Raw genomic sequence first — 18690 nt, forward strand, 5'->3', positions numbered from 1 at the left:
CGGTGCGTGACGATCACGCCGGACACCAAGGACTGGACGTGGGTGCTGAGGCGGCCGTGCCCCGACTGCGGCCTCGACACCAGCCGCCTGCGGCCCGAGGACGTGCCGACGCTGCTGCGGGCCAACGCGACGGCGTGGCGGGACGTCCTCGCCGACGGTGACCCCCGGCCGAGGCCGCGACCCGACCGGTGGTCGCCGATCGAGTACGCCTGCCACGTCCGCGACGTCTGCCGCGTCTTCGCCGACCGCCTGCACCTGATGCTCACCGAGGACCAGCCGCACTTCCCGAACTGGGACCAGGACGCCACCGCCCTCGCCGACCGCTACGCCGACCAGGACCCGGCCGTCGTCGCCGCCGAGCTGATCGACGCCGCCGAGCACCTCGCGGTACGATTCGCCCAGGTCAGCGGCTCGCAGTGGGAACGGCCCGGCAGGCGGAGTGACGGCGCGCACTTCACCGTCGGTACGCTCGCCCGGTACTTCATCCACGACCCGGTGCACCACCTGTTCGACGTCACCGGCCGGGAACAGTCCGCGCACGCCGCGCGTTGAGCACAGGTAGCCCCCGGTTTTGACCGCTTTTCGGGCGCCAGGTATCTTGGGTACTCGCGCCCGGCCAAGGTCGGGTCGATCCGCGTGCCTGTGCGCGGAGGTCCACCCGTAGTGGACACCCGGCAGTAACCGCGGAGTTCCTCCCGAGCCTCGTAGGGATGATTCAATCCTGCGCGAGCGTTACGGGGAAGGGCGACACGCCCGACCTCGTGATCCGAGCGGGGCAGCGGCGGGGACGCGAAGCAGCACCGACCACAGCAGTAGCTACACCAGTAGAGAAAGCCGGTCCATGCCCACGATCCAGCAGCTGGTCCGTAAGGGCCGCCAGGACAAGGTCGCCAAGCAGAAGACGGCGGCCCTCAAGGGAAGCCCGCAGCGGCGTGGCGTGTGCACCCGCGTGTACACCACCACCCCCAAGAAGCCGAACTCCGCGCTCCGTAAGGTCGCGCGCGTCAAGCTGACCAGTGGCATCGAGGTCACGGCCTACATCCCTGGTGAGGGCCACAACCTGCAGGAGCACTCGATGGTCCTGGTCCGCGGCGGCCGGGTGAAGGACCTGCCCGGCGTCCGCTACAAGATCATCCGCGGCTCACTGGACACCCAGGGCGTGAAGAACCGCAAGCAGGCTCGCAGCCGCTACGGCGCGAAGAAGGAGAAGAGCTGAGATGCCTCGTAAGGGACCTGCTGCCAAGCGGCCGCTGATCTCCGACCCGGTCTACAGCTCCCCGCTGGTCACCCAGCTGGTCAACAAGGTGCTGCGGGACGGCAAGCGCTCGGTCGCCGAGAAGATCGTCTACGAGGCCCTCGAGGGCGCTCGCGAGAAGACCAGCACCGACCCGGTGGTCACGCTCAAGCGCGCGCTGGACAACGTCAAGCCCACCATCGAGGTGAAGAGCCGCCGCGTCGGTGGCGCCACCTACCAGGTGCCGATCGAGGTCAAGCCCGGTCGCTCGACCACCCTCGCGCTGCGCTGGCTGGTCAACTTCTCCCGGCAGCGCCGCGAGAAGACCATGACCGAGCGCCTGATGAACGAGCTGCTCGACGCGAGCAACGGTCTCGGGGCGAGCGTCAAGCGCCGCGAGGACACGCACAAGATGGCGGAGTCGAACAAGGCCTTCGCCCACTACCGCTGGTGACGTTCCAGATCCGCACCAACGTTTATTGAGACAGGGGAAGACACCCGTGGCACAGGACGTGCTTACCGACTTGGCCAAGGTCCGCAACATCGGGATCATGGCCCACATCGACGCGGGCAAGACCACGACGACCGAGCGGATCCTGTTCTACACCGGGATCAGCTACAAGATCGGCGAGGTGCACGACGGCGCCGCCGTCATGGACTGGATGGAGCAGGAGCAGGAGCGCGGCATCACGATCACGTCCGCCGCGACGACCTGTTTCTGGAAGGACCACCAGATCAACCTCATCGACACCCCGGGTCACGTCGACTTCACCGTCGAGGTGGAGCGCAACCTGCGGGTGCTCGACGGCGCGGTCGCGGTCTTCGACGGCAAGGAGGGGGTCGAGCCGCAGTCCGAGCAGGTCTGGCGGCAGGCCACCAAGTACGACGTCCCGCGCATCTGCTTCGTCAACAAGATGGACAAGCTCGGCGCGGACTTCTACTTCACCATCCGCACCATCGCCGAGCGTCTCGGCGCCAAGCCCCTGCCGCTCCAGCTGCCGATCGGCGCCGAGAGCGAATTCATCGGCGTCGTCGACCTGGTGAACATGCGCGCGCTGACCTGGCGCGGTGAGGTCAAGAAGGGCGAGGACTACGCGGTCGAGGAGATCCCGGCCGACCTCGCCGAGCAGGCCGCCACGTACCGCGAGCAGCTGATCGAGGCCGTCGCCGAGACCGACGACGAGCTGATGGAGGCCTACCTGGGCGGCGAGGAACTCACCGTCGACCAGATCAAGCACGGCATCCGCAGGATCGTCGCCGAGGGCACCGCCTACCCGGTGCTGTGCGGCTCGGCCTTCAAGAACAAGGGCGTCCAGCCGATGCTGGACGCGGTGATCGACTACCTGCCCGCGCCGACGGACCTGCCGCCGGTCGAGGGCCTGCTGCTGGACGGGGAGACCCCGGCCTTCCGCAAGCCGACCACCGAGGAGCCCTTCTCGGCGCTGGCGTTCAAGATCGCCGTGCACCCGTTCTTCGGCAAGCTCACCTACGTCCGGGTCTACTCGGGCAAGGTCAACAGCGGCGCCCAGGTCATCAACTCGACCAAGGACCGCAAGGAGCGCATCGGGAAGATCTTCCAGATGCACTCCAACAAGGAGAACCCGGTCACGGAGGCCCTCGCCGGTCACATCTACGCGGTGATCGGCCTGAAGGACACCACCACCGGCGACACCCTGTGCGACCCGAACGACAAGATCGTCCTCGAGTCGATGACCTTCCCGGAGCCGGTCATCCAGGTGGCCATCGAGCCGAAGACCAAGGCCGACCAGGACAAGCTCTCGACCGCGATCCAGAAGCTCGCCGAGGAGGACCCGACCTTCCGGGTCAACCAGGACGAGGAGACGGGTCAGACGATCATCGCCGGCATGGGCGAGCTGCACCTGGACATCCTGGTCGACCGGATGCGCCGAGAGTTCAAGGTCGAGGCGAACATCGGCAAGCCGCAGGTGGCGTACCGCGAGACCATCCGCAAGACGGTCGAGAAGTACGACTACGTGCACAAGAAGCAGACCGGTGGCTCCGGCCAGTTCGCCAAGGTGATCATCAAGCTCGAGCCGCTGGCCACCACGGACGGCGCGCTGTACGAGTTCGAGAACAAGGTCACCGGTGGCCGCGTCCCGCGCGAGTACATCCCGTCGGTGGACGCCGGCGCCCAGGACGCCATGCAGTACGGCGTGCTGGCCGGCTACCCGCTGGTCGGGCTGAAGGTGACCCTGCTCGACGGTGCCTACCACGAGGTCGACTCCTCCGAGATGGCGTTCAAGATCGCCGGCTCGATGGCCCTCAAGGAGGCCGCGCGGCAGGCGAGCCCGGCGCTGCTCGAGCCGATGATGGCGGTCGAGGTGACCACGCCCGAGGAGTACATGGGCGACGTCATCGGCGACCTGAACTCACGCCGTGGCCAGATCCAGGCCATGGATGAGCGCAGTGGTGTCCGCGTCGTCAAGGCGCTGGTGCCGCTGTCGGAGATGTTCGGCTACGTCGGCGACCTCCGGTCGCGGACCCAGGGCCGGGCGAACTACTCCATGCAGTTCGACTCCTACGCGGAGGTTCCCGCGAACGTCGCGAAGGAGATCATCGCCAAGGCAACCGGCGAGTAAGTGAATCCGGTGCGGGCTGCGTGGGTAGTGCCCTCTATGGTTCCGCACAACTGACCCAGAACATACTGTCGTCCGATTCCAGGTCGACGGAGAATTACAAGTCCAGGAGGACGAGAGAAGTGGCGAAGGCGAAGTTCGAGCGGACCAAGCCGCACGTCAACATCGGGACCATCGGTCACATCGACCATGGGAAGACCACGCTGACCGCGGCCATCTCCAAGGTTCTGCACGACAAGTACCCCGAGCTGAACCCCTTCACGCCGTTCGACGAGATCGACAAGGCGCCGGAGGAGAAGCAGCGCGGCATCACGATCTCGATCGCGCACATCGAGTACGAGACCGAGAAGCGGCACTACGCGCACGTTGACTGCCCGGGTCACGCGGACTACATCAAGAACATGATCACCGGTGCCGCCCAGATGGACGGCGCGATCCTCGTGGTCGCCGCGACCGATGGTCCGATGCCGCAGACCAAGGAGCACGTGCTGCTGGCCCGTCAGGTCGGCGTGCCGTACATCGTCGTGGCTCTGAACAAGTCCGACATGGTCGACGACGAGGAGATCCTGGAGCTCGTCGAGCTCGAGGTCCGCGAGCTGCTGACCGAGTACGAGTTCCCCGGTGACGACCTGCCGGTCGTCCGCGTCTCCGCGCTCAAGGCGCTGGAGGGCGACGAGAAGTGGGGCGACTCGGTCCTGGAGCTGCTGACCGCGGTCGACGACAACGTCCCGGAGCCGGAGCGCGACACCGACAAGGCGTTCCTGATGCCGGTCGAGGACGTGTTCACCATCTCCGGCCGCGGCACCGTGGTCACCGGTCGCGTCGAGCGCGGTGTCCTCAAGCCGATGGAAGAGGTCGAGATCGTCGGCATCAAGGAGAAGGCCCAGAAGACCACCGTCACCGCGATCGAGATGTTCCGCAAGACGCTCGAGGACGCGCGCGCCGGTGAGAACGTGGGTCTGCTCCTGCGCGGCACCAAGCGTGAGGACGTCGAGCGCGGCCAGGTCGTCGTGAAGCCCGGCACCACCACGCCGCACACCGACTTCGAGGCCCAGGTCGTCATCCTGAGCAAGGACGAGGGCGGCCGGCACACGCCGTTCTTCAACAACTACCGTCCGCAGTTCTACTTCCGCACCACCGACGTGACCGGCGTGGTGACCCTCCCCGAGGGCACCGAGATGGTCATGCCCGGTGACAACACCGCCATGACCGTCGCGCTGATCCAGCCGGTGGCCATGGACGAGGGTCTGCGGTTCGCCATCCGCGAGGGCGGCCGGACCGTCGGCGCGGGTCGCGTCACCAAGATCATCAAGTAGTTTCCCTTCCGGGGCCCCCAGGCCGACTGACCTGGGGGCCCCGGTTATGGGTGCCGCGCGAGCGTGTGGCATCCTTGACAGGTTGCTCGTCGCGGTTGTATCGGCGGCGAGGCCATCATGACCACCTCCAAGGACTCAAGTCCAAGGGGCCGGTCTGTGCGTAGGGCGCGACACACCCGACCGCGTGGACCGGAGCGGCACGAGTCTTAACGATAAGGACGGCAAGCCACCATGGCGGGACAGAAGATCCGCATCCGGCTCAAGGCCTACGACCACGAGGCGATCGACAGCTCCGCGCGGAAGATCGTCGAGACGGTCACCCGCACTGGCGCCCGGGTCGTCGGGCCGGTGCCGCTGCCCACCGAGAAGAACGTGTACTGCGTCATCCGCTCGCCGCACAAGTACAAGGACTCGCGCGAGCACTTCGAGATGCGCACGCACAAGCGTCTGATCGACATCCTCGACCCGACGCCGAAGACGGTCGACGCCCTCATGCGCATCGACCTCCCGGCCAGCGTCGACGTCAACATCCAGTGAGGCCTGAGCACTAATGTCTTCCCGGCAGATGAAAGGGATCCTGGGCACGAAGCTCGGGATGACCCAGGTCTTCGACGAGAACAACCGGATCGTCCCGGTGACCGTCGTCAAGGCCGGACCGAACGTGGTCACCCAGGTCCGTACCCAGGACAACGACGGGTATGCCGCGGTCCAGCTGGCGTTCGGCGCCATCGACCCGCGCAAGGTGAACAAGCCGCGCACCGGCCACTTCGAGAAGGCCGGCGTGACCCCGCGCCGCTTCCTGGCCGAGCTGCGCACCACCGACGCCGACACCTACGAGCTCGGCCAGGAGATCACCGTCGAGGTGTTCGAGGCCGGCGCCGTGGTCGACGCCACCGGCACCAGCAAGGGCAAGGGCACCGCGGGTGTGATGAAGCGCCACGGCTTCAAGGGCCTCGGCGCCTCGCACGGCACCCAGCGCAAGCACCGCTCGCCCGGCTCCATCGGCGGCTGCGCCACCCCGGGCCGCGTGTTCAAGGGCCTGCGCATGGCCGGCCGGATGGGCAACGTCCGCGTCACCACCCAGAACCTCAAGGTGCACCAGGTGGACGCCGACGAGGGCCTGATCCTGGTCAAGGGCGCCATCCCCGGTCCAAAGGGCGGCGTGGTGTTCCTCAAGACCGCCGCGAAGGGTGATGAGAAGTGACCACCACCGTTGAGGTGAGGACCCCGGCCGGCAAGACCGACGGCACCGTCGAGCTGCCCGCCGAGATCTTCGACGTGCAGGCGAACATCGCCCTGATGCACCAGGTCGTCGTGGCCCAGCAGGCCGCGGCCCGCCAGGGCACGCACGACACCAAGACCCGCGGCGAGGTCCGCGGCGGTGGCAAGAAGCCGTACCGGCAGAAGGGCACCGGCCGCGCCCGTCAGGGCTCGACCCGCGCGCCGCAGTTCGCCGGTGGTGGCGTCGTCCACGGCCCGACCCCCCGCGACTACACCCAGCGCACCCCCAAGAAGATGAAGGTCGCCGCCCTGCGCGGGGCCCTCTCCGACCGGGCCCGCGCCGGCCAGGTGCACGTGGTCAGCGACCTGGTCGACGGCGACGCGCCGTCCACCAAGTCCGCCAAGGCGTTCCTGGCCACGGTCAGCGAGGCGCGCAACGTGCTGGTCGTGCTCACCCGCGTCGAGGAAGCCAACTGGAAGTCGGTGCGCAACCTCGAGCGCGTGCACGTGATCTCGCCCGACCAGCTCAACACCTACGACGTGCTGGTCAACGACGACGTCGTGTTCTCGCGCAGCGCCCTTGAGGCGTTCCTGGCCGGCCCGGTGAAGGGCGGCACGAAGGCCGCGAAGGAGGACGACAAGTGATCCCCGACCACCGCGACGTACTGCTCGCGCCGGTGATCTCCGAGAAGTCCTACGGGCTGCTCGAGGAGAACAAGTACACGTTCGTCGTGGCCCCCAACGCCAACAAGACCCAGATCAAGATCGCGGTCGAGAAGGTCTTCGGCGTCCAGGTGGTGAGCGTGAACACGCTGAACCGGCAGGGCAAGCGCAAGCGCACCCGCACCGGTTACGGCAAGCGCAAGGACACCAAGCGGGCGATCGTGACCCTCTCCGCGGAGAGCAAGCCGATCGAGATCTTCGGCGGACCGGCCTGATCCGGCGAGTAGAGACCAAGAGGACTGCGTAGAGATGGGCATTCGCAAGTACAAGCCGACGACGCCAGGGCGTCGTGGCTCGAGCGTCTCCGACTTCGCCGAGATCACCCGGTCGACGCCGGAGAAGTCGCTGATCCGCCCGCTGCACGGGCGGGGCGGCCGCAACGTGCACGGCAAGATCACCACCCGGCACAAGGGCGGCGGGCACAAGCGCGCGTACCGGCTGATCGACTTCCGCCGGCACGACAAGGACGGTGTGCCGGCCAAGGTCGCGCACATCGAGTACGACCCGAACCGCAGCGCCCGCATCGCGTTGCTGCACTACGCCGACGGCGAGAAGCGCTACATCATCGCGCCGGACAAGCTCCGCCAGGGCGACCGGGTGGAGAACGGGCCGGGCGCGGACATCAAGCCGGGCAACGCTCTGCCGATGCGCAACATCCCGGTCGGCACCGTGATCCACGCGATCGAGCTGCGGCCCGGCGGCGGCGCCAAGATCGCCCGCTCCGCCGGCGCGCGTGTGCAGCTCGTCGCCAAGGAGGGCCCGAACGCCCAGCTGCGGATGCCCTCGGGCGAGATCCGCAACGTGGATGTCCGCTGCCGCGCCACGATCGGCGAGGTCGGCAACTCGGAGCACGCGAACATCAACTGGGGCAAGGCGGGCCGCATGCGGTGGAAGGGCAAGCGCCCGACCGTCCGCGGTGTCGCGATGAACCCGGTTGACCACCCGCACGGTGGTGGTGAGGGCAAGACCTCCGGTGGCCGTCACCCGGTCAACCCGGCCGGCAAGCCGGAGGGCCGCACCCGCCACAAGGGCAAGCCGAGCGACCGGATGATCGTCCGCCGCCGCCGTACCGGCAAGAAGCGCTGACAGAGCAGGAGGGAGTGACAGATGCCTAGGAGTTTGAAGAAGGGCCCGTTCGTCGACGACCACCTGCTCAAGAAGGTGGACGCGCTGAACGAGTCCGGCAAGAAGACCGTGATCAAGACCTGGTCCCGCCGGTCCACGATCATCCCGGACATGCTCGGCCACACCATCGCGGTGCACGACGGCCGCAAGCACGTCCCGGTCTTCATCTCGGAGGCGATGGTCGGGCACAAGCTGGGCGAGTTCGCCCCGACCCGGACCTTCAAGGGCCACGTGAAGGACGACCGCAAGGCGCGCAGGCGCTAGGACACAGGGAGTAACCGATGAGTAACGAGACCGCCGTGGAAGAGCTTCCGCGCGCGATCGCTCGGGCTCGCTACGTCCGCGCCACGCCGATGAAGGTGCGCCGGGTGGTCGAGCTCATCAAGGGCCGCAGTGCCGACGAGGCGCTCAACGTCCTGCGGTACGCGCCGCAGTCGGCGAGCGAGCCGGTGGCGAAGGTCCTCGCGAGCGCCATGGCCAACGCCGAGAACAACCTCGACCTCGACCCGGAGACGCTCTGGGTCAGCGCGGCCTACGTGGACGAGGGCCCGACGCTCAAGCGGTTCCGGCCGCGGGCGCAGGGTCGCGCGTACCGGATCCGGAAGCGGACCAGCCACATCACCGTCGAGGTGGAGTCGCGGCCGAAGCCGGAGCCGAAGAAGGCGGCCAAGGGTCGCAAGCCCAGTGCGAAGAGGAGTGCCAGCTAGTGGGTCAGAAGATCAACCCGCACGGCTTCCGGCTCGGGATCACCACTGACTGGAAGTCCCGCTGGTATGCCGACAAGCAGTACGCGGAGTACGTGGCCGAGGACGTCAAGATCCGCAAGCTCCTGTCCAAGGGCATGGAGCGGGCCGGGATCTCGAAGGTGGAGATCGAGCGCACCCGCGACCGGGTCCGCGTCGACATCCACACCGCCCGGCCGGGCATCGTCATCGGCCGCCGCGGCGCGGAGGCCGACCGCATCCGGGGCGAGCTGGAGAAGCTGTCCGGCAAGCAGGTGCAGCTGAACATCCTCGAGGTGAAGAACCCCGAGGCCGACGCCCAGCTGGTCGCCCAGGTGACCGCGGAGCAGCTGTCCAACCGCGTGTCCTTCCGTCGCGCGATGCGCAAGGCCATCCAGTCGGCCATGCGCAGCCCGCAGGTCAAGGGCATCCGGGTGCAGTGCGGCGGCCGTCTCGGCGGCGCCGAGATGTCCCGCTCCGAGCACTACCGCGAGGGCCGGGTGCCGCTGCACACGCTGCGCGCCGACATCGACTACGGCTTCTTCGAGGCCCGCACCACGTTCGGCCGGATCGGCGTCAAGGTGTGGATCTACAAGGGCGACGTGGTCGGCGGCCGCCGTGAGGTGGAGTCCCGCTCGCAGGCGCCGCAGGAGCGCGCGCCGCGGCGGGAGCGCCCGAACCGGCGCCGTTCCGGGTCGTCCGGCACCACGGCGACCAGCACCGAGGCAGGCCGGGCCGCGGCCGAGAACACCCCCGCGTCCGGCTCCGCGCCCGCCGAGACGGCCGCCCCCGCCGTGAACGGGGCCGAGGCCGCCGTTACCAACACCAACGGGGAGGGCTGAGCAGTGCTCATCCCACGCAAGGTCAGGCACCGCAAGCAGCACCACCCCAAGCGGGGCGGCGCCGCGAAGGGCGGTACCCGGGTCACGTTCGGTGAATTCGGGATCCAGGCGCTCACGCCGGCCTACGTGACCAACCGGCAGATCGAGTCCGCTCGTATCGCCATCAACCGGCACATCCGTCGTGGCGGCAAGGTCTGGATCAACATCTTCCCGGACCGTCCGCTGACCAAGAAGCCCGCCGAGACCCGCATGGGTTCCGGCAAGGGCTCGCCGGAGCACTGGATCGCCAACGTGAAGCCCGGCCGGGTCATGTTCGAGCTGAGCTTCCCGAACGAGGCGGTGGCGCGTGAGGCGCTGACCCGTGCGATCCACAAGCTTCCGATGAAGTGCCGCATCGTGACGCGTGAGGGTGGTGACTTCTGATGGCCGCGGGAACCCAGGCGTCCGAGCTGCGTGAGCTCAACGACGAGGAGCTCGTGCTGCGTCTGCGGGAGTCGAAGGAGGAGTTGTTCAACCTTCGCTTCCAGATGGCGACCGGGCAGATGGACAACAACCGCCGGCTCCGCACGGTCCGGCACGACATCGCCAGGATCTACACCGTCATGCGTGAGCGTGAGCTGGGTCTTTCGGTGTCCCCGGACGAGGTTTCCAGTGATGAGGGTGCCGCATGAGCGAGACAACTGAGACGACTCAGCAGGAGCGTGGCCGCCGCAAGGTCCGCGAGGGCCTGGTCGTGTCCGACAAGATGAGCAAGACGATCGTGGTCGCGCTCGAGGACCGTAAGAAGCACCCGCTCTACGGCAAGGTCATGCGCTCGACGACCAAGGTCAAGGCGCACGACGAGGAGAACACGGCCGGCATCGGCGACCGCGTGCTGCTGATGGAGACCCGCCCGCTGTCGGCGACCAAGCGGTGGCGGCTGGTGGAGATCTTGGAGAGGGCAAAGTGATCCAGCAGGAGTCGCGACTGCGCGTCGCCGACAACACGGGTGCGAAGGAGATCCTCTGCATCCGCGTGCTCGGCGGCTCCGCTCGTCGCTACGCGGGCATCGGCGACATCATCGTCGCCACGGTCAAGGACGCGATCCCGGGCGCCAACGTGAAGAAGGGCGACGTCGTCAAGGCGGTCATCGTCCGCACGGCCAAGGAGAAGCGCCGCCCGGACGGTTCGTACATCCGCTTCGACGAGAACGCCGCCGTGCTGATCAAGCAGGACAACGAGCCCCGCGGGACCCGCATCTTCGGACCGGTCGGTCGCGAACTGCGCGACAAGCGGTTCATGAAGATCATCTCGCTGGCTCCGGAGGTGCTCTGACATGAAGATCAAGAAGGGCGACACGGTCGTCGTCGTCGCGGGCAAGGACAAGGGCGCCAAGGGCAAGGTCATCCAGGCCTACCCGAAGACCGAGCGGATCCTGGTCGAGGGCGTGAACCGGATCAAGAAGCACACCCGGATCAGCCAGAACCAGCGCGGCGCGCAGAGCGGCGGGATCGTCACCCAGGAGGCGTCGATCCACGTCAGCAACGTGATGCTGGTGGTCGACGGCAACGCGGTCCGGGTCGGCTACGAGATCGACGAGGACGGCAACAAGGTCCGCGTCGCCCGCGGCAAGGCCGGGTTGGACAAGGACGGAAAGGCGAAGCGGGTCTGATCATGACTACCGCCGAGAAGATCGCTCCGCGCCTGAAGACGCGGTACCACGAGGAGATCGTGGCCGGTCTGCGGGAGGAGTTCTCCTACGCCAACGCGATGCAGGTGCCGCGTGTGGTCAAGGCCGTGGTGAACATGGGTGTCGGCGACGCCGCCCGCGACGGCAAGCTCATCGAGGGCGCCGTCCGCGACCTGTCGCTGATCACCGGCCAGAAGCCGCAGCTCCGCCGGGCGCGCAAGTCCATCGCGCAGTTCAAGCTGCGCGAGGGCATGCCGATCGGTGCGAAGGTGACCCTGCGCAACGACCGGATGTGGGAGTTCCTCGACCGGCTGCTGACGATCGCGCTGCCGCGTATCCGCGACTTCCGCGGTCTGTCGCCGAAGCAGTTCGACGGCAACGGCAACTACACGTTCGGCCTCAACGAGCAGTCGATGTTCCACGAGATCAACCCGGACTCGATCGACCGGCAGCGGGGCATGGACATCACCGTCGTCACCACCGCGATCAACGACGAGGAAGGCCGAGCGCTGCTGCGGCGGCTGGGCTTCCCGTTCAAGGAGAGCTGACATGGCCAAGAAGGCTTTGGTTCACAAGGCCGCGCAGAAGCCGAAGTTCAAGGTCCGGGGTTACACCCGGTGCCAGCGCTGCGGCCGGCCGCGTGCGGTCTTCCGCAAGTTCGGCCTGTGCCGGGTGTGCCTGCGCGACATGGCGCACCGCGGTCAGCTGCCCGGCGTGAACAAGTCCAGCTGGTAGTAACCACAGGATCGCCAAAGGCCCGCGAGGGAACCATGGCGAGAAAGGTGCACAGGTCACCATGACGATGACCGACCCGATCGCAGACTTCTTGACCCGTCTGCGCAACGCGAACTCGGCGTATCACGACGAGGTCGTTCTGCCCCACTCCAAGCTCAAGGCGAGCATCTCCGAGATCCTGCAGCGCGAGGGCTACATCGCCGGCTACCGCAGCGAGGACGGCGAGAAGGGCAAGAACCTCGTCGTCGAGCTGAAGTACGGCCCGAACCGGGAGCGCAGCATCGCGGGCCTGCGCCGGGTGTCCAAGCCGGGTCTGCGGGTGTACGCGAAGTCGACCAACCTGCCGAAGGTGCTCGGCGGCCTTGGCGTGGCGATCATCTCCACGTCCTCGGGCCTCCTCACCGACCGTCAGGCCGGTAAGCAGCGGATGGGCGGGGAAGTCCTCGCCTACGTCTGGTGACGGGAGGGAGAGGAACATGTCTCGCATCGGAAAGCTGCCGATCCCGGTCCCGTCCGGCGTCGAGGTGACGATCAGCGGCCAGGACATCAGCGTGAAGGGCCCCAAGGGCACCCTGGCGCACACGGTCGCCGAGCCGATCACCGTCGAGCGCGCCGAGGACGGCACGCTCGAGGTCCGGCGCCCGGACGACGAGCGCCGCAACCGCGCGCTGCACGGCCTGACCAGGACGCTGGTGAACAACCTCGTCGTCGGTGTCACCGACGGCTACGAGAAGAAGCTCGAGATCCACGGCGTCGGCTACCGCGTGCTGATGAAGGGCACGGACCTGGAGTTCTCGCTCGGCTACAGCCACCCGGTCAAGATCAGCCCGCCGGAGGGCATCACCTTCACGGTGGAGAGCCCGACGAAGTTCTCCGTCCAGGGGATCGACAAGCAGCGCGTCGGCGAGATCGCCGCCAACATCCGCAAGCTGCGCCGCCCCGACCCGTACAAGGGCAAGGGCGTGCGCTACGCGGGCGAGAAGATCCGCCGCAAGGTCGGAAAGACGGGTAAGTGATCATGAGCACCGAAACCAAGCGGAAGCCCGTCGGCAGGGACATCTCGACCCGGCGCCGGGTGGCCAAGACGAACCGGCACTTCCGGGTCCGCAAGAAGGTCAGCGGCACCGCGGAGCGTCCGCGCCTGGTGGTCACCAAGTCGTCCCGGCACATGGTCGTCCAGCTGGTCGACGACCTGGTCGGGCACACCCTGGCGTCGGCGTCCACCCTCGAGGCGGACGTCCGGGCCATGGACGGCGACAAGAAGGCGCGCGCGGCGAGGGTCGGCGCGCTGGTGGCCGACCGGGCCAAGAGCGCCGGTGTCTCGAAGGTCGTGTTCGACCGGGGTGGCAACGACTACCACGGCCGGATCGCGGCCCTCGCCGACGCCGCCCGCGAGGGCGGGTTGGAGTTCTGATGTACACGCACAAGACGGGAAGGATCGCCTGATGCCGGGACGTTCGCGGCAATTCGGCGGCGGCCAGGGCGGCCAGGGTGGTGACCGCGACAACCGCGGTGACCGCCGGGACCGCAGGGACCGTCGCGACGGTGGCCGTGGCGGGGCGGCCCAGGACAAGACCCCGCACCTCGAGCGCGTGGTGGCCATCAACCGGGTCGCCAAGGTCGTGAAGGGTGGTCGCCGGTTCAGCTTCACCGCGCTGGTCGTGGTTGGCGACGGCGACGGCATGGTCGGTGTCGGCTACGGCAAGGCGAAGGAGGTGCCGGCCGCGATCGCCAAGGGCGTTGAGGAGGCGAAGAAGAACTTCTTCAAGGTCCCGCGGATCGCCGGCACCATCCCGCACCCGATCCAGGGCGAGCGGGCCGCCGGCGTCGTGCTCCTGCGTCCGGCCAGCGCCGGTACCGGTGTCATCGCCGGTGGCCCGGTGCGTGCCGTGCTGGAGTGCGCCGGCGTGCACGACGTGCTTTCCAAGTCGCTCGGCAGCGACAACGCGATCAACATCGTGCACGCCACCGTGGCGGCGCTGAAGGGTCTGCAGCGTCCGGAGGAGGTCGCGGCACGCCGCGGCCTGCCGCTGGAGGACGTGGCCCCGGCGGGCATGCTGCGGGCGCGGGTCGCCGGTCAGGGGGTGTGACACCATGGCACAGCTCAAGGTGACGCAGGTCCGGAGCACCATCGGGACCAAGCGCAACCACCGTGAGTCGCTGCGGACGCTGGGCCTGAAGGGCATCCGCCAGTCCACCCTCCGGGAGGACACCCCGCAGGTCCGCGGCCTGATCCACACGGTTCGCCACCTGGTGACCGTCGAGGAGGTCAACGACTGATGGCGATCAAGATCCATCACCTGCGCCCGGCACCGGGGGCCAAGACCGAGAAGACCCGTGTGGGTCGCGGTGAGGCCTCCGGCAAGGGCAAGACGGCCGGCCGTGGCACGAAGGGCACCAAGGCACGCAAGAACGTGCCGGCGCGCTTCGAGGGCGGCCAGATGCCGATCCACATGCGGCTGCCCAAGCTGCGCGGCTTCAAGAACCGCTTCCGCACCGAGTACCAGCCGGTGAACGTGGGCGACATCGCCCGCGTCTTCCCGGACGGCGGCACGGTCGGCGTCGACGAGCTCGTGGCGAACGGCCTGGTCCGCAAGAACCAGCTCGTGAAGGTCCTCGGCAACGGAGACCTGGAGGGCGTGAAGCTGGACGTCACCGCCCACGCCTTCTCCAAGAGCGCCCAGGAGAAGCTCGGCGCGGCCGGCGGCTCCGCCACCACGCTGTAGGCACGCTCCACCCCGAACGGCCGGCAGGGACCCCCCTGCCGGCCGTTCGTGCGTCCACTTCCCGACGTTTCCGCCACCTGGGATGATCGGTGGTATGCACGCCATGGCAGGCGCGGGACGGCTCCGGGGGCTCGCGATCCTGGGGACGGTCGCCGCGGGGTTGCTCGTCCTCGTCTCGACGTTCGTGAACGTGTTCACCCTCGAGCTGTCGGTTTCGGGGAGCAACATGGAGGCGACCGTTCACCTGACGAACTGGGGTGTCGAGACCACCGTCGGCTCCGAAATCGCCCCGAACCTGCTCCTCGCGCCGCACACCGGGTATCCGCTGATGTTCTGCGCGGCCGTTCTGCTCGGCGCGGCGATCGTGTCCGCGACGGCGCGGAGTTCGGCCGCGACCAGGGTGGCCGGTCTGCTGAGCGCGGTGGGTGCCGCGTTCCTCGCCGGCGTCGTGTGGTCGGTGGTGCTGATGGCGTCGCGCCTCAGCGAGATGTTCGACTTCCTGCCCCCCACGGACGACCGAACGGTCAGCACGTCCGCGGCGCCGGGCCTGTGGTTGCTGGGCGGCGCGGTCGGGCTGGCGCTCGGCGCCGCCGTGGCCGCCTTCCTGCGTGGGCGCGAGGAGCCCGTCCTGCCGGAGGCCGACCTGGCCACCCCGCCGATGGGTTTCGCCGTTCAGTCGCCTGACCAGGGGGAACCGGTGAGTCAGCCGGTCCAGGACAGCCCGCGGCCGGACGTCGAGGTGCCGGAGCAGCCGTACGTCCGGCACGCCGTCGACGTTCCGCCGCCACCCACCGGACTGGCCCCGCTCGCCGGTCCGGCGACGTCCGGGGCGGAGCCGAGCGCGGGAAGCGAATCGGCCGACCGGCCCAACGACGGTCCATAACCGCCGGGGGGTGCAAGCGCCCCTTGTCGTGCTGTTAAAGTCGGGACACGCTTCGGGAGGTCTGCCGCCCGAAGCGGTTCTGGTCTGCCAGCACCCTGGCGTCCAGTCCAAGTTTCGGCCGGGGTAACGACCGGCAAAGCCGATCACCGGCCAGAGCGCCGGTGACTCCGAGGAGGTCCTTGCGTGCTCAGCGCCTTCCGCTCGGCTCTCGCGACGCCGGACCTGCGCCGCAAGATCCTGTTCGTCCTCGGAATCGTCGCGGTCTACCGGGTGGGCGCGATGCTGCCCTCGCCGGGTGTGTCGTACCCGAACATCCAGAAGTGCATCGAGGGTGTCGACAACCAGAGCATCTACCAGCTGCTGAACCTGTTCAGCGGTGGTGCGCTGTTGCAGCTGTCGGTGTTCGCGCTGGGGATCATGCCCTACATCACCGCGAGCATCATCATCCAGCTGCTGCGCGTGGTCATCCCCCGATTCGAGCAGCTGCACAAGGAGGGCCAGTCCGGGCAGGCCAAGCTCACGCAGTACACGCGCTACCTGACCATCGGTCTTGGCGTGCTGCAGGCCACCGGCATCGTGGCCATGGCCGATCGCGGCCAGCTGTTCGGCGAGTGCCCGGACCCGGTCATCCCGGACAGCACGGTGTTCACGCTGGCGATCATCGTCCTCACGATGACGGCGGGCACCGCGCTGATCATGTGGTTCGGTGAGCTGATCACCGAGCGCGGCATCGGCAACGGCATGTCCCTGCTGATCTTCGTCAACATCGCGGCCCGCATCCCGGCGGAGGGTGGCAACATCCTGCAGAACGCCGGCGGGCTCGTGTTCGGCATCGTCTGCCTGTTCGGACTGTTGATCATCGTCGCCGTTGTGTTCCTCGAGCAGGGCCAGCGCCGCATTCCGGTGCAGTACGCCAAGCGCATGGTCGGCCGTCGGATGTACGGCGGCACCTCGACCTACCTGCCGATGAAGGTCAACCAGGCCGGCGTCATCCCGATCATCTTCGCGTCGTCGCTGCTGTACCTGCCCGACCTGATCACCCGCCTGGCCGGCGACACGAACAGCTGGTGGGCACGCTTCGTCGCCGACCACCTGACCAGCCAGAGCGACTGGGTGCACATCGCGTTCTACTTCGCGATGATCATCTTCTTCACTTACTTCTACATCAGCATCCAGTTCAACCCGAACGAGCGTGCTGACGACATGAAGCGGTACGGCGGCTTCATCCCAGGTATCCGGCCGGGCCGTCCGACGGCCGAGTACCTCAGCTTCGTGCTGAGCCGGATCACCCTGCCCGGGTCGATCTACCTCGGCATCATCGCCGTGCTGCCGAACTTCTTCCTGGACCTCACCGGCGACGGTCAGAACCAGAACTTCCCCTTCGGCGGAGCCGCCGTACTGATCATGGTTGGCGTTGGTCTCGACACCGTGAAGCAGATCGAGAGCCAGCTGATGCAGCGCAACTACGAAGGGTTCCTCAAGTGACACGTCTTCTCCTCGTTGGTCCGCCGGGTGCGGGCAAGGGCACCCAGGCAGCCGTGCTGAGCGAGAAGCTGTCCATCCCGCACATCTCCACCGGGGACCTCTTCCGGGCGCACATCGACAACCGGACCGAGCTGGGCGTCAGCGTCAAGCAGATCCTCGACTCCGGCCGACTGGTGCCGGACGAGGTGACCAACCAGCTGGTGATCGAGCGGCTGGGCGAGCCGGACACCGACGCCGGCTTCCTGCTCGACGGCTACCCGCGCAACGTGGTCCAGGCCGACGTGCTCGGCAAGTACCTCGCCGACGTGGACAAGAAGCTCGACGCCGTCGTGCAGCTGCACGTCGACGAGGAGGTCGTGGTCGGCCGGCTGCTCTCCCGCGGCCGCGCCGACGACACCGAGGACGTCATCCGGCACCGGCAGGGCGTGTACCGCTCGGAGACCGCGCCGCTGCTCGACTACTACCGCGACATCCTGGTCACGGTGGACGGGGTCGGCGGCGTCGAGGAGGTCACCGAGCGGGTGCTGACGGCCCTGCGCGCCCCGGACCGGACGTGACCCGTGGTGGGCTGCTCAGCAGGCTGCGCGGTCGCATGATCGAGTTGAAGTCACCCGCGGAGCTGGACGCGATGCGGGCGGCGGGCCGCGTCGTCGCGAGCGCCCTGGCGAACGTCACCTCGGCCGTCCGCGCCGGCGTGACCACCGCCGACCTGGACGAAATCGCCGAACAGACGATCCGCGACGCCGGTGCGGTCCCGAGCTTCAAGGGCTACCGAGGCTTCCCCGCCAGCATCTGCGCGTCGGTCAACCACCAGATCGTCCACGGCATCCCCAGCCCCGACCAGGTACTCGCCGACGGCGACCTGATCTCGGTCGACTGCGGCGCCATCCTCGACGACTGGCACGGCGACTCGGCGGTGACCCTGTTCGTCGGCGAGCCCGCCAAGGCCGACCAGCTGCTCTCCGACGCGACCCGCGCCGCGATGGAGGCCGGCATCGCCGCGGTCCGCCCCGACGCCCGCCTGACCGACATCTCGCACGCCGTGGAAACCGCCGTCCACGCGGCGGAACGGGCCGACGGCCGCCGCTACGGCATCATCCGCGAGTACGGCGGCCACGGCATCGGCCGGGCGATGCACATGGAGCCGTTCCTGCCGAACCACGGCAAGCCGGGCCGAGGCCCCCGCCTGCGGGTCGGGATGGCCATCGCCATCGAACCCATGCTCACTCTGGGTGGCGAGGAGAACGAGGAGCTGGAGGACGGCTGGACGGTCGTCACCGCCGACGGCTCCCGCGCGGCGCACTGGGAGCACACCGTCGCGGTCACCGACGACGGCCCCTGGGTCCTCACCGCGCCCTGAATCGCATTGCGCGCCCCGCAAGGCTGCGTCGATCGGGTGGACTTCCGGTGGC

At 68.2% G+C, this 18690-nt stretch carries 30 protein-coding genes; all 30 read left to right on the forward strand.

The genetic code is table 11. The annotated features are described in order from the left end of the window. Positions 1-6 precede the first annotated feature (6 nt). Entirely contained in the window at positions 7-552 is a 546-nt protein-coding gene (locus JT362_RS29650; RefSeq protein ID WP_260195145.1) for a DinB family protein, read from the forward strand. Positions 553-841: 289 nt separating this feature from the next. Beyond that, the gene (rpsL, locus tag JT362_RS29655; protein ID WP_030473471.1) at positions 842-1216 is read left to right on the forward strand and encodes a 30S ribosomal protein S12; all 375 of its coding nucleotides are present in this window, start codon (positions 842-844) and stop codon (positions 1214-1216) included. 1 nt (position 1217) lies between these two features. Next, positions 1218-1688, forward strand: a complete 471-nt coding sequence (rpsG, locus tag JT362_RS29660) for a 30S ribosomal protein S7 (RefSeq protein ID WP_260195146.1) — start codon at positions 1218-1220, stop codon at positions 1686-1688. Positions 1689-1734: 46 nt separating this feature from the next. Next, positions 1735-3834 carry an elongation factor G gene (gene fusA / locus JT362_RS29665; protein ID WP_260195147.1) on the forward strand — a complete coding sequence of 700 codons (2100 nt, stop codon included), beginning with the start codon at positions 1735-1737 and terminating at the stop codon, positions 3832-3834. 119 nt (positions 3835-3953) lie between these two features. Then, entirely contained in the window at positions 3954-5147 is a 1194-nt protein-coding gene (tuf, locus tag JT362_RS29670; protein ID WP_260195148.1) for an elongation factor Tu, read from the forward strand. A gap of 231 nt (positions 5148-5378) precedes the next feature. Continuing rightward, the gene (gene rpsJ / locus JT362_RS29675) at positions 5379-5684 is read left to right on the forward strand and encodes a 30S ribosomal protein S10 (protein WP_020668427.1); all 306 of its coding nucleotides are present in this window, start codon (positions 5379-5381) and stop codon (positions 5682-5684) included. A gap of 13 nt (positions 5685-5697) precedes the next feature. Beyond that, on the forward strand, positions 5698-6351 hold the full coding sequence (rplC, locus tag JT362_RS29680) for a 50S ribosomal protein L3 (RefSeq protein ID WP_260195149.1): 654 nt from the start codon (positions 5698-5700) through the stop codon (positions 6349-6351). Further along, a complete protein-coding gene (gene rplD / locus JT362_RS29685; protein WP_260195150.1) occupies positions 6348-7013 on the forward strand; it encodes a 50S ribosomal protein L4 in 666 nt (221 codons plus the stop codon). Before rplC ends, rplD begins: the two co-directional genes overlap by 4 nt. Then, on the forward strand, positions 7010-7306 hold the full coding sequence (rplW, locus tag JT362_RS29690; protein ID WP_075126581.1) for a 50S ribosomal protein L23: 297 nt from the start codon (positions 7010-7012) through the stop codon (positions 7304-7306). Before rplD ends, rplW begins: the two co-directional genes overlap by 4 nt. A 34-nt stretch (positions 7307-7340) precedes the next feature. After that, positions 7341-8177, forward strand: coding sequence for a 50S ribosomal protein L2 (gene rplB / locus JT362_RS29695; RefSeq protein ID WP_260195151.1), 837 nt, complete (start codon positions 7341-7343; stop codon positions 8175-8177). A gap of 21 nt (positions 8178-8198) precedes the next feature. Next, positions 8199-8480, forward strand: coding sequence for a 30S ribosomal protein S19 (rpsS, locus tag JT362_RS29700; protein ID WP_184815358.1), 282 nt, complete (start codon positions 8199-8201; stop codon positions 8478-8480). A 17-nt stretch (positions 8481-8497) separates the two neighbouring features. Beyond that, positions 8498-8923 carry a 50S ribosomal protein L22 gene (gene rplV, locus JT362_RS29705; protein ID WP_260195152.1) on the forward strand — a complete coding sequence of 142 codons (426 nt, stop codon included), beginning with the start codon at positions 8498-8500 and terminating at the stop codon, positions 8921-8923. Continuing rightward, on the forward strand, positions 8923-9780 hold the full coding sequence (rpsC, locus tag JT362_RS29710; protein ID WP_260195153.1) for a 30S ribosomal protein S3: 858 nt from the start codon (positions 8923-8925) through the stop codon (positions 9778-9780). The genes rplV and rpsC overlap by 1 nt, the downstream gene beginning before the upstream one ends. A gap of 3 nt (positions 9781-9783) precedes the next feature. Continuing rightward, positions 9784-10203 carry a 50S ribosomal protein L16 gene (rplP, locus tag JT362_RS29715; protein WP_260195154.1) on the forward strand — a complete coding sequence of 140 codons (420 nt, stop codon included), beginning with the start codon at positions 9784-9786 and terminating at the stop codon, positions 10201-10203. Then, on the forward strand, positions 10203-10451 hold the full coding sequence (gene rpmC, locus JT362_RS29720; RefSeq protein WP_075133140.1) for a 50S ribosomal protein L29: 249 nt from the start codon (positions 10203-10205) through the stop codon (positions 10449-10451). Before rplP ends, rpmC begins: the two co-directional genes overlap by 1 nt. Next, positions 10448-10729, forward strand: a complete 282-nt coding sequence (rpsQ, locus tag JT362_RS29725) for a 30S ribosomal protein S17 (protein ID WP_260195155.1) — start codon at positions 10448-10450, stop codon at positions 10727-10729. Before rpmC ends, rpsQ begins: the two co-directional genes overlap by 4 nt. Further along, positions 10726-11094, forward strand: a complete 369-nt coding sequence (gene rplN, locus JT362_RS29730) for a 50S ribosomal protein L14 (protein ID WP_260195156.1) — start codon at positions 10726-10728, stop codon at positions 11092-11094. The genes rpsQ and rplN overlap by 4 nt, the downstream gene beginning before the upstream one ends. A gap of 1 nt (position 11095) precedes the next feature. Beyond that, positions 11096-11431, forward strand: coding sequence for a 50S ribosomal protein L24 (gene rplX, locus JT362_RS29735; protein ID WP_260195157.1), 336 nt, complete (start codon positions 11096-11098; stop codon positions 11429-11431). Between the two features lie 2 nt (positions 11432-11433). Further along, positions 11434-11997 (forward strand): 50S ribosomal protein L5, encoded by a 564-nt coding sequence (gene rplE / locus JT362_RS29740; RefSeq protein ID WP_260195158.1) that lies wholly within the window; start codon positions 11434-11436, stop codon positions 11995-11997. A gap of 1 nt (position 11998) precedes the next feature. Then, positions 11999-12184, forward strand: coding sequence for a type Z 30S ribosomal protein S14 (locus tag JT362_RS29745; RefSeq protein ID WP_260195159.1), 186 nt, complete (start codon positions 11999-12001; stop codon positions 12182-12184). A gap of 61 nt (positions 12185-12245) precedes the next feature. Then, positions 12246-12644 carry a 30S ribosomal protein S8 gene (rpsH, locus tag JT362_RS29750; RefSeq protein ID WP_260195160.1) on the forward strand — a complete coding sequence of 133 codons (399 nt, stop codon included), beginning with the start codon at positions 12246-12248 and terminating at the stop codon, positions 12642-12644. A gap of 16 nt (positions 12645-12660) precedes the next feature. Continuing rightward, entirely contained in the window at positions 12661-13200 is a 540-nt protein-coding gene (rplF, locus tag JT362_RS29755) for a 50S ribosomal protein L6 (RefSeq protein ID WP_260195161.1), read from the forward strand. 2 nt (positions 13201-13202) lie between these two features. Continuing rightward, the gene (gene rplR, locus JT362_RS29760; RefSeq protein WP_375546578.1) at positions 13203-13598 is read left to right on the forward strand and encodes a 50S ribosomal protein L18; all 396 of its coding nucleotides are present in this window, start codon (positions 13203-13205) and stop codon (positions 13596-13598) included. Positions 13599-13629: 31 nt separating this feature from the next. Further along, positions 13630-14274 (forward strand): 30S ribosomal protein S5, encoded by a 645-nt coding sequence (rpsE, locus tag JT362_RS29765; RefSeq protein WP_260195163.1) that lies wholly within the window; start codon positions 13630-13632, stop codon positions 14272-14274. Between the two features lie 4 nt (positions 14275-14278). Next, the gene (rpmD, locus tag JT362_RS29770; protein WP_260195164.1) at positions 14279-14464 is read left to right on the forward strand and encodes a 50S ribosomal protein L30; all 186 of its coding nucleotides are present in this window, start codon (positions 14279-14281) and stop codon (positions 14462-14464) included. Beyond that, positions 14461-14910 (forward strand): 50S ribosomal protein L15, encoded by a 450-nt coding sequence (gene rplO, locus JT362_RS29775; protein ID WP_260195255.1) that lies wholly within the window; start codon positions 14461-14463, stop codon positions 14908-14910. Before rpmD ends, rplO begins: the two co-directional genes overlap by 4 nt. A 94-nt stretch (positions 14911-15004) precedes the next feature. Beyond that, positions 15005-15793, forward strand: a complete 789-nt coding sequence (locus JT362_RS29780) for a hypothetical protein (protein WP_260195165.1) — start codon at positions 15005-15007, stop codon at positions 15791-15793. 183 nt (positions 15794-15976) lie between these two features. Continuing rightward, complete coding sequence (gene secY / locus JT362_RS29785) at positions 15977-17278, forward strand: preprotein translocase subunit SecY (RefSeq protein WP_260195166.1); 1302 nt, start codon at positions 15977-15979, stop codon at positions 17276-17278. Next, positions 17275-17835, forward strand: a complete 561-nt coding sequence (locus JT362_RS29790; RefSeq protein ID WP_260195167.1) for an adenylate kinase — start codon at positions 17275-17277, stop codon at positions 17833-17835. Before secY ends, JT362_RS29790 begins: the two co-directional genes overlap by 4 nt. Positions 17836-17870: 35 nt before the next feature. Further along, on the forward strand, positions 17871-18638 hold the full coding sequence (map, locus tag JT362_RS29795; RefSeq protein ID WP_260195256.1) for a type I methionyl aminopeptidase: 768 nt from the start codon (positions 17871-17873) through the stop codon (positions 18636-18638). Positions 18639-18690: the final 52 nt, after the last annotated feature.

The sequence above is a fragment of the Actinophytocola gossypii genome (assembly GCF_025165815.1).
Lineage (GTDB): Bacteria > Actinomycetota > Actinomycetes > Mycobacteriales > Pseudonocardiaceae > Actinophytocola > Actinophytocola gossypii.

Coding starts and splice junctions, on each gene's coding strand:
- rpsL (WP_030473471.1), top strand. CDS start 842: ATGCCCACGATCCAGCAGCTGGTCCGTAAGGGCCGCCAGGACAAGGTC.
- rpsG (WP_260195146.1), top strand. CDS start 1,218: ATGCCTCGTAAGGGACCTGCTGCCAAGCGGCCGCTGATCTCCGACCCG.
- rpsJ (WP_020668427.1), top strand. CDS start 5,379: ATGGCGGGACAGAAGATCCGCATCCGGCTCAAGGCCTACGACCACGAG.
- rplC (WP_260195149.1), top strand. CDS start 5,698: ATGTCTTCCCGGCAGATGAAAGGGATCCTGGGCACGAAGCTCGGGATG.
- rplB (WP_260195151.1), top strand. CDS start 7,341: ATGGGCATTCGCAAGTACAAGCCGACGACGCCAGGGCGTCGTGGCTCG.
- rpsS (WP_184815358.1), top strand. CDS start 8,199: ATGCCTAGGAGTTTGAAGAAGGGCCCGTTCGTCGACGACCACCTGCTC.
- rplV (WP_260195152.1), top strand. CDS start 8,498: ATGAGTAACGAGACCGCCGTGGAAGAGCTTCCGCGCGCGATCGCTCGG.
- rpmC (WP_075133140.1), top strand. CDS start 10,203: ATGGCCGCGGGAACCCAGGCGTCCGAGCTGCGTGAGCTCAACGACGAG.
- rpsQ (WP_260195155.1), top strand. CDS start 10,448: ATGAGCGAGACAACTGAGACGACTCAGCAGGAGCGTGGCCGCCGCAAG.
- rplX (WP_260195157.1), top strand. CDS start 11,096: ATGAAGATCAAGAAGGGCGACACGGTCGTCGTCGTCGCGGGCAAGGAC.
- rplE (WP_260195158.1), top strand. CDS start 11,434: ATGACTACCGCCGAGAAGATCGCTCCGCGCCTGAAGACGCGGTACCAC.
- JT362_RS29745 (WP_260195159.1), top strand. CDS start 11,999: ATGGCCAAGAAGGCTTTGGTTCACAAGGCCGCGCAGAAGCCGAAGTTC.
- rpsH (WP_260195160.1), top strand. CDS start 12,246: ATGACGATGACCGACCCGATCGCAGACTTCTTGACCCGTCTGCGCAAC.
- rplF (WP_260195161.1), top strand. CDS start 12,661: ATGTCTCGCATCGGAAAGCTGCCGATCCCGGTCCCGTCCGGCGTCGAG.
- rplR (WP_375546578.1), top strand. CDS start 13,203: ATGAGCACCGAAACCAAGCGGAAGCCCGTCGGCAGGGACATCTCGACC.
- rpsE (WP_260195163.1), top strand. CDS start 13,630: ATGCCGGGACGTTCGCGGCAATTCGGCGGCGGCCAGGGCGGCCAGGGT.
- rpmD (WP_260195164.1), top strand. CDS start 14,279: ATGGCACAGCTCAAGGTGACGCAGGTCCGGAGCACCATCGGGACCAAG.
- JT362_RS29780 (WP_260195165.1), top strand. CDS start 15,005: ATGCACGCCATGGCAGGCGCGGGACGGCTCCGGGGGCTCGCGATCCTG.
- map (WP_260195256.1), top strand. CDS start 17,871: ATGATCGAGTTGAAGTCACCCGCGGAGCTGGACGCGATGCGGGCGGCG.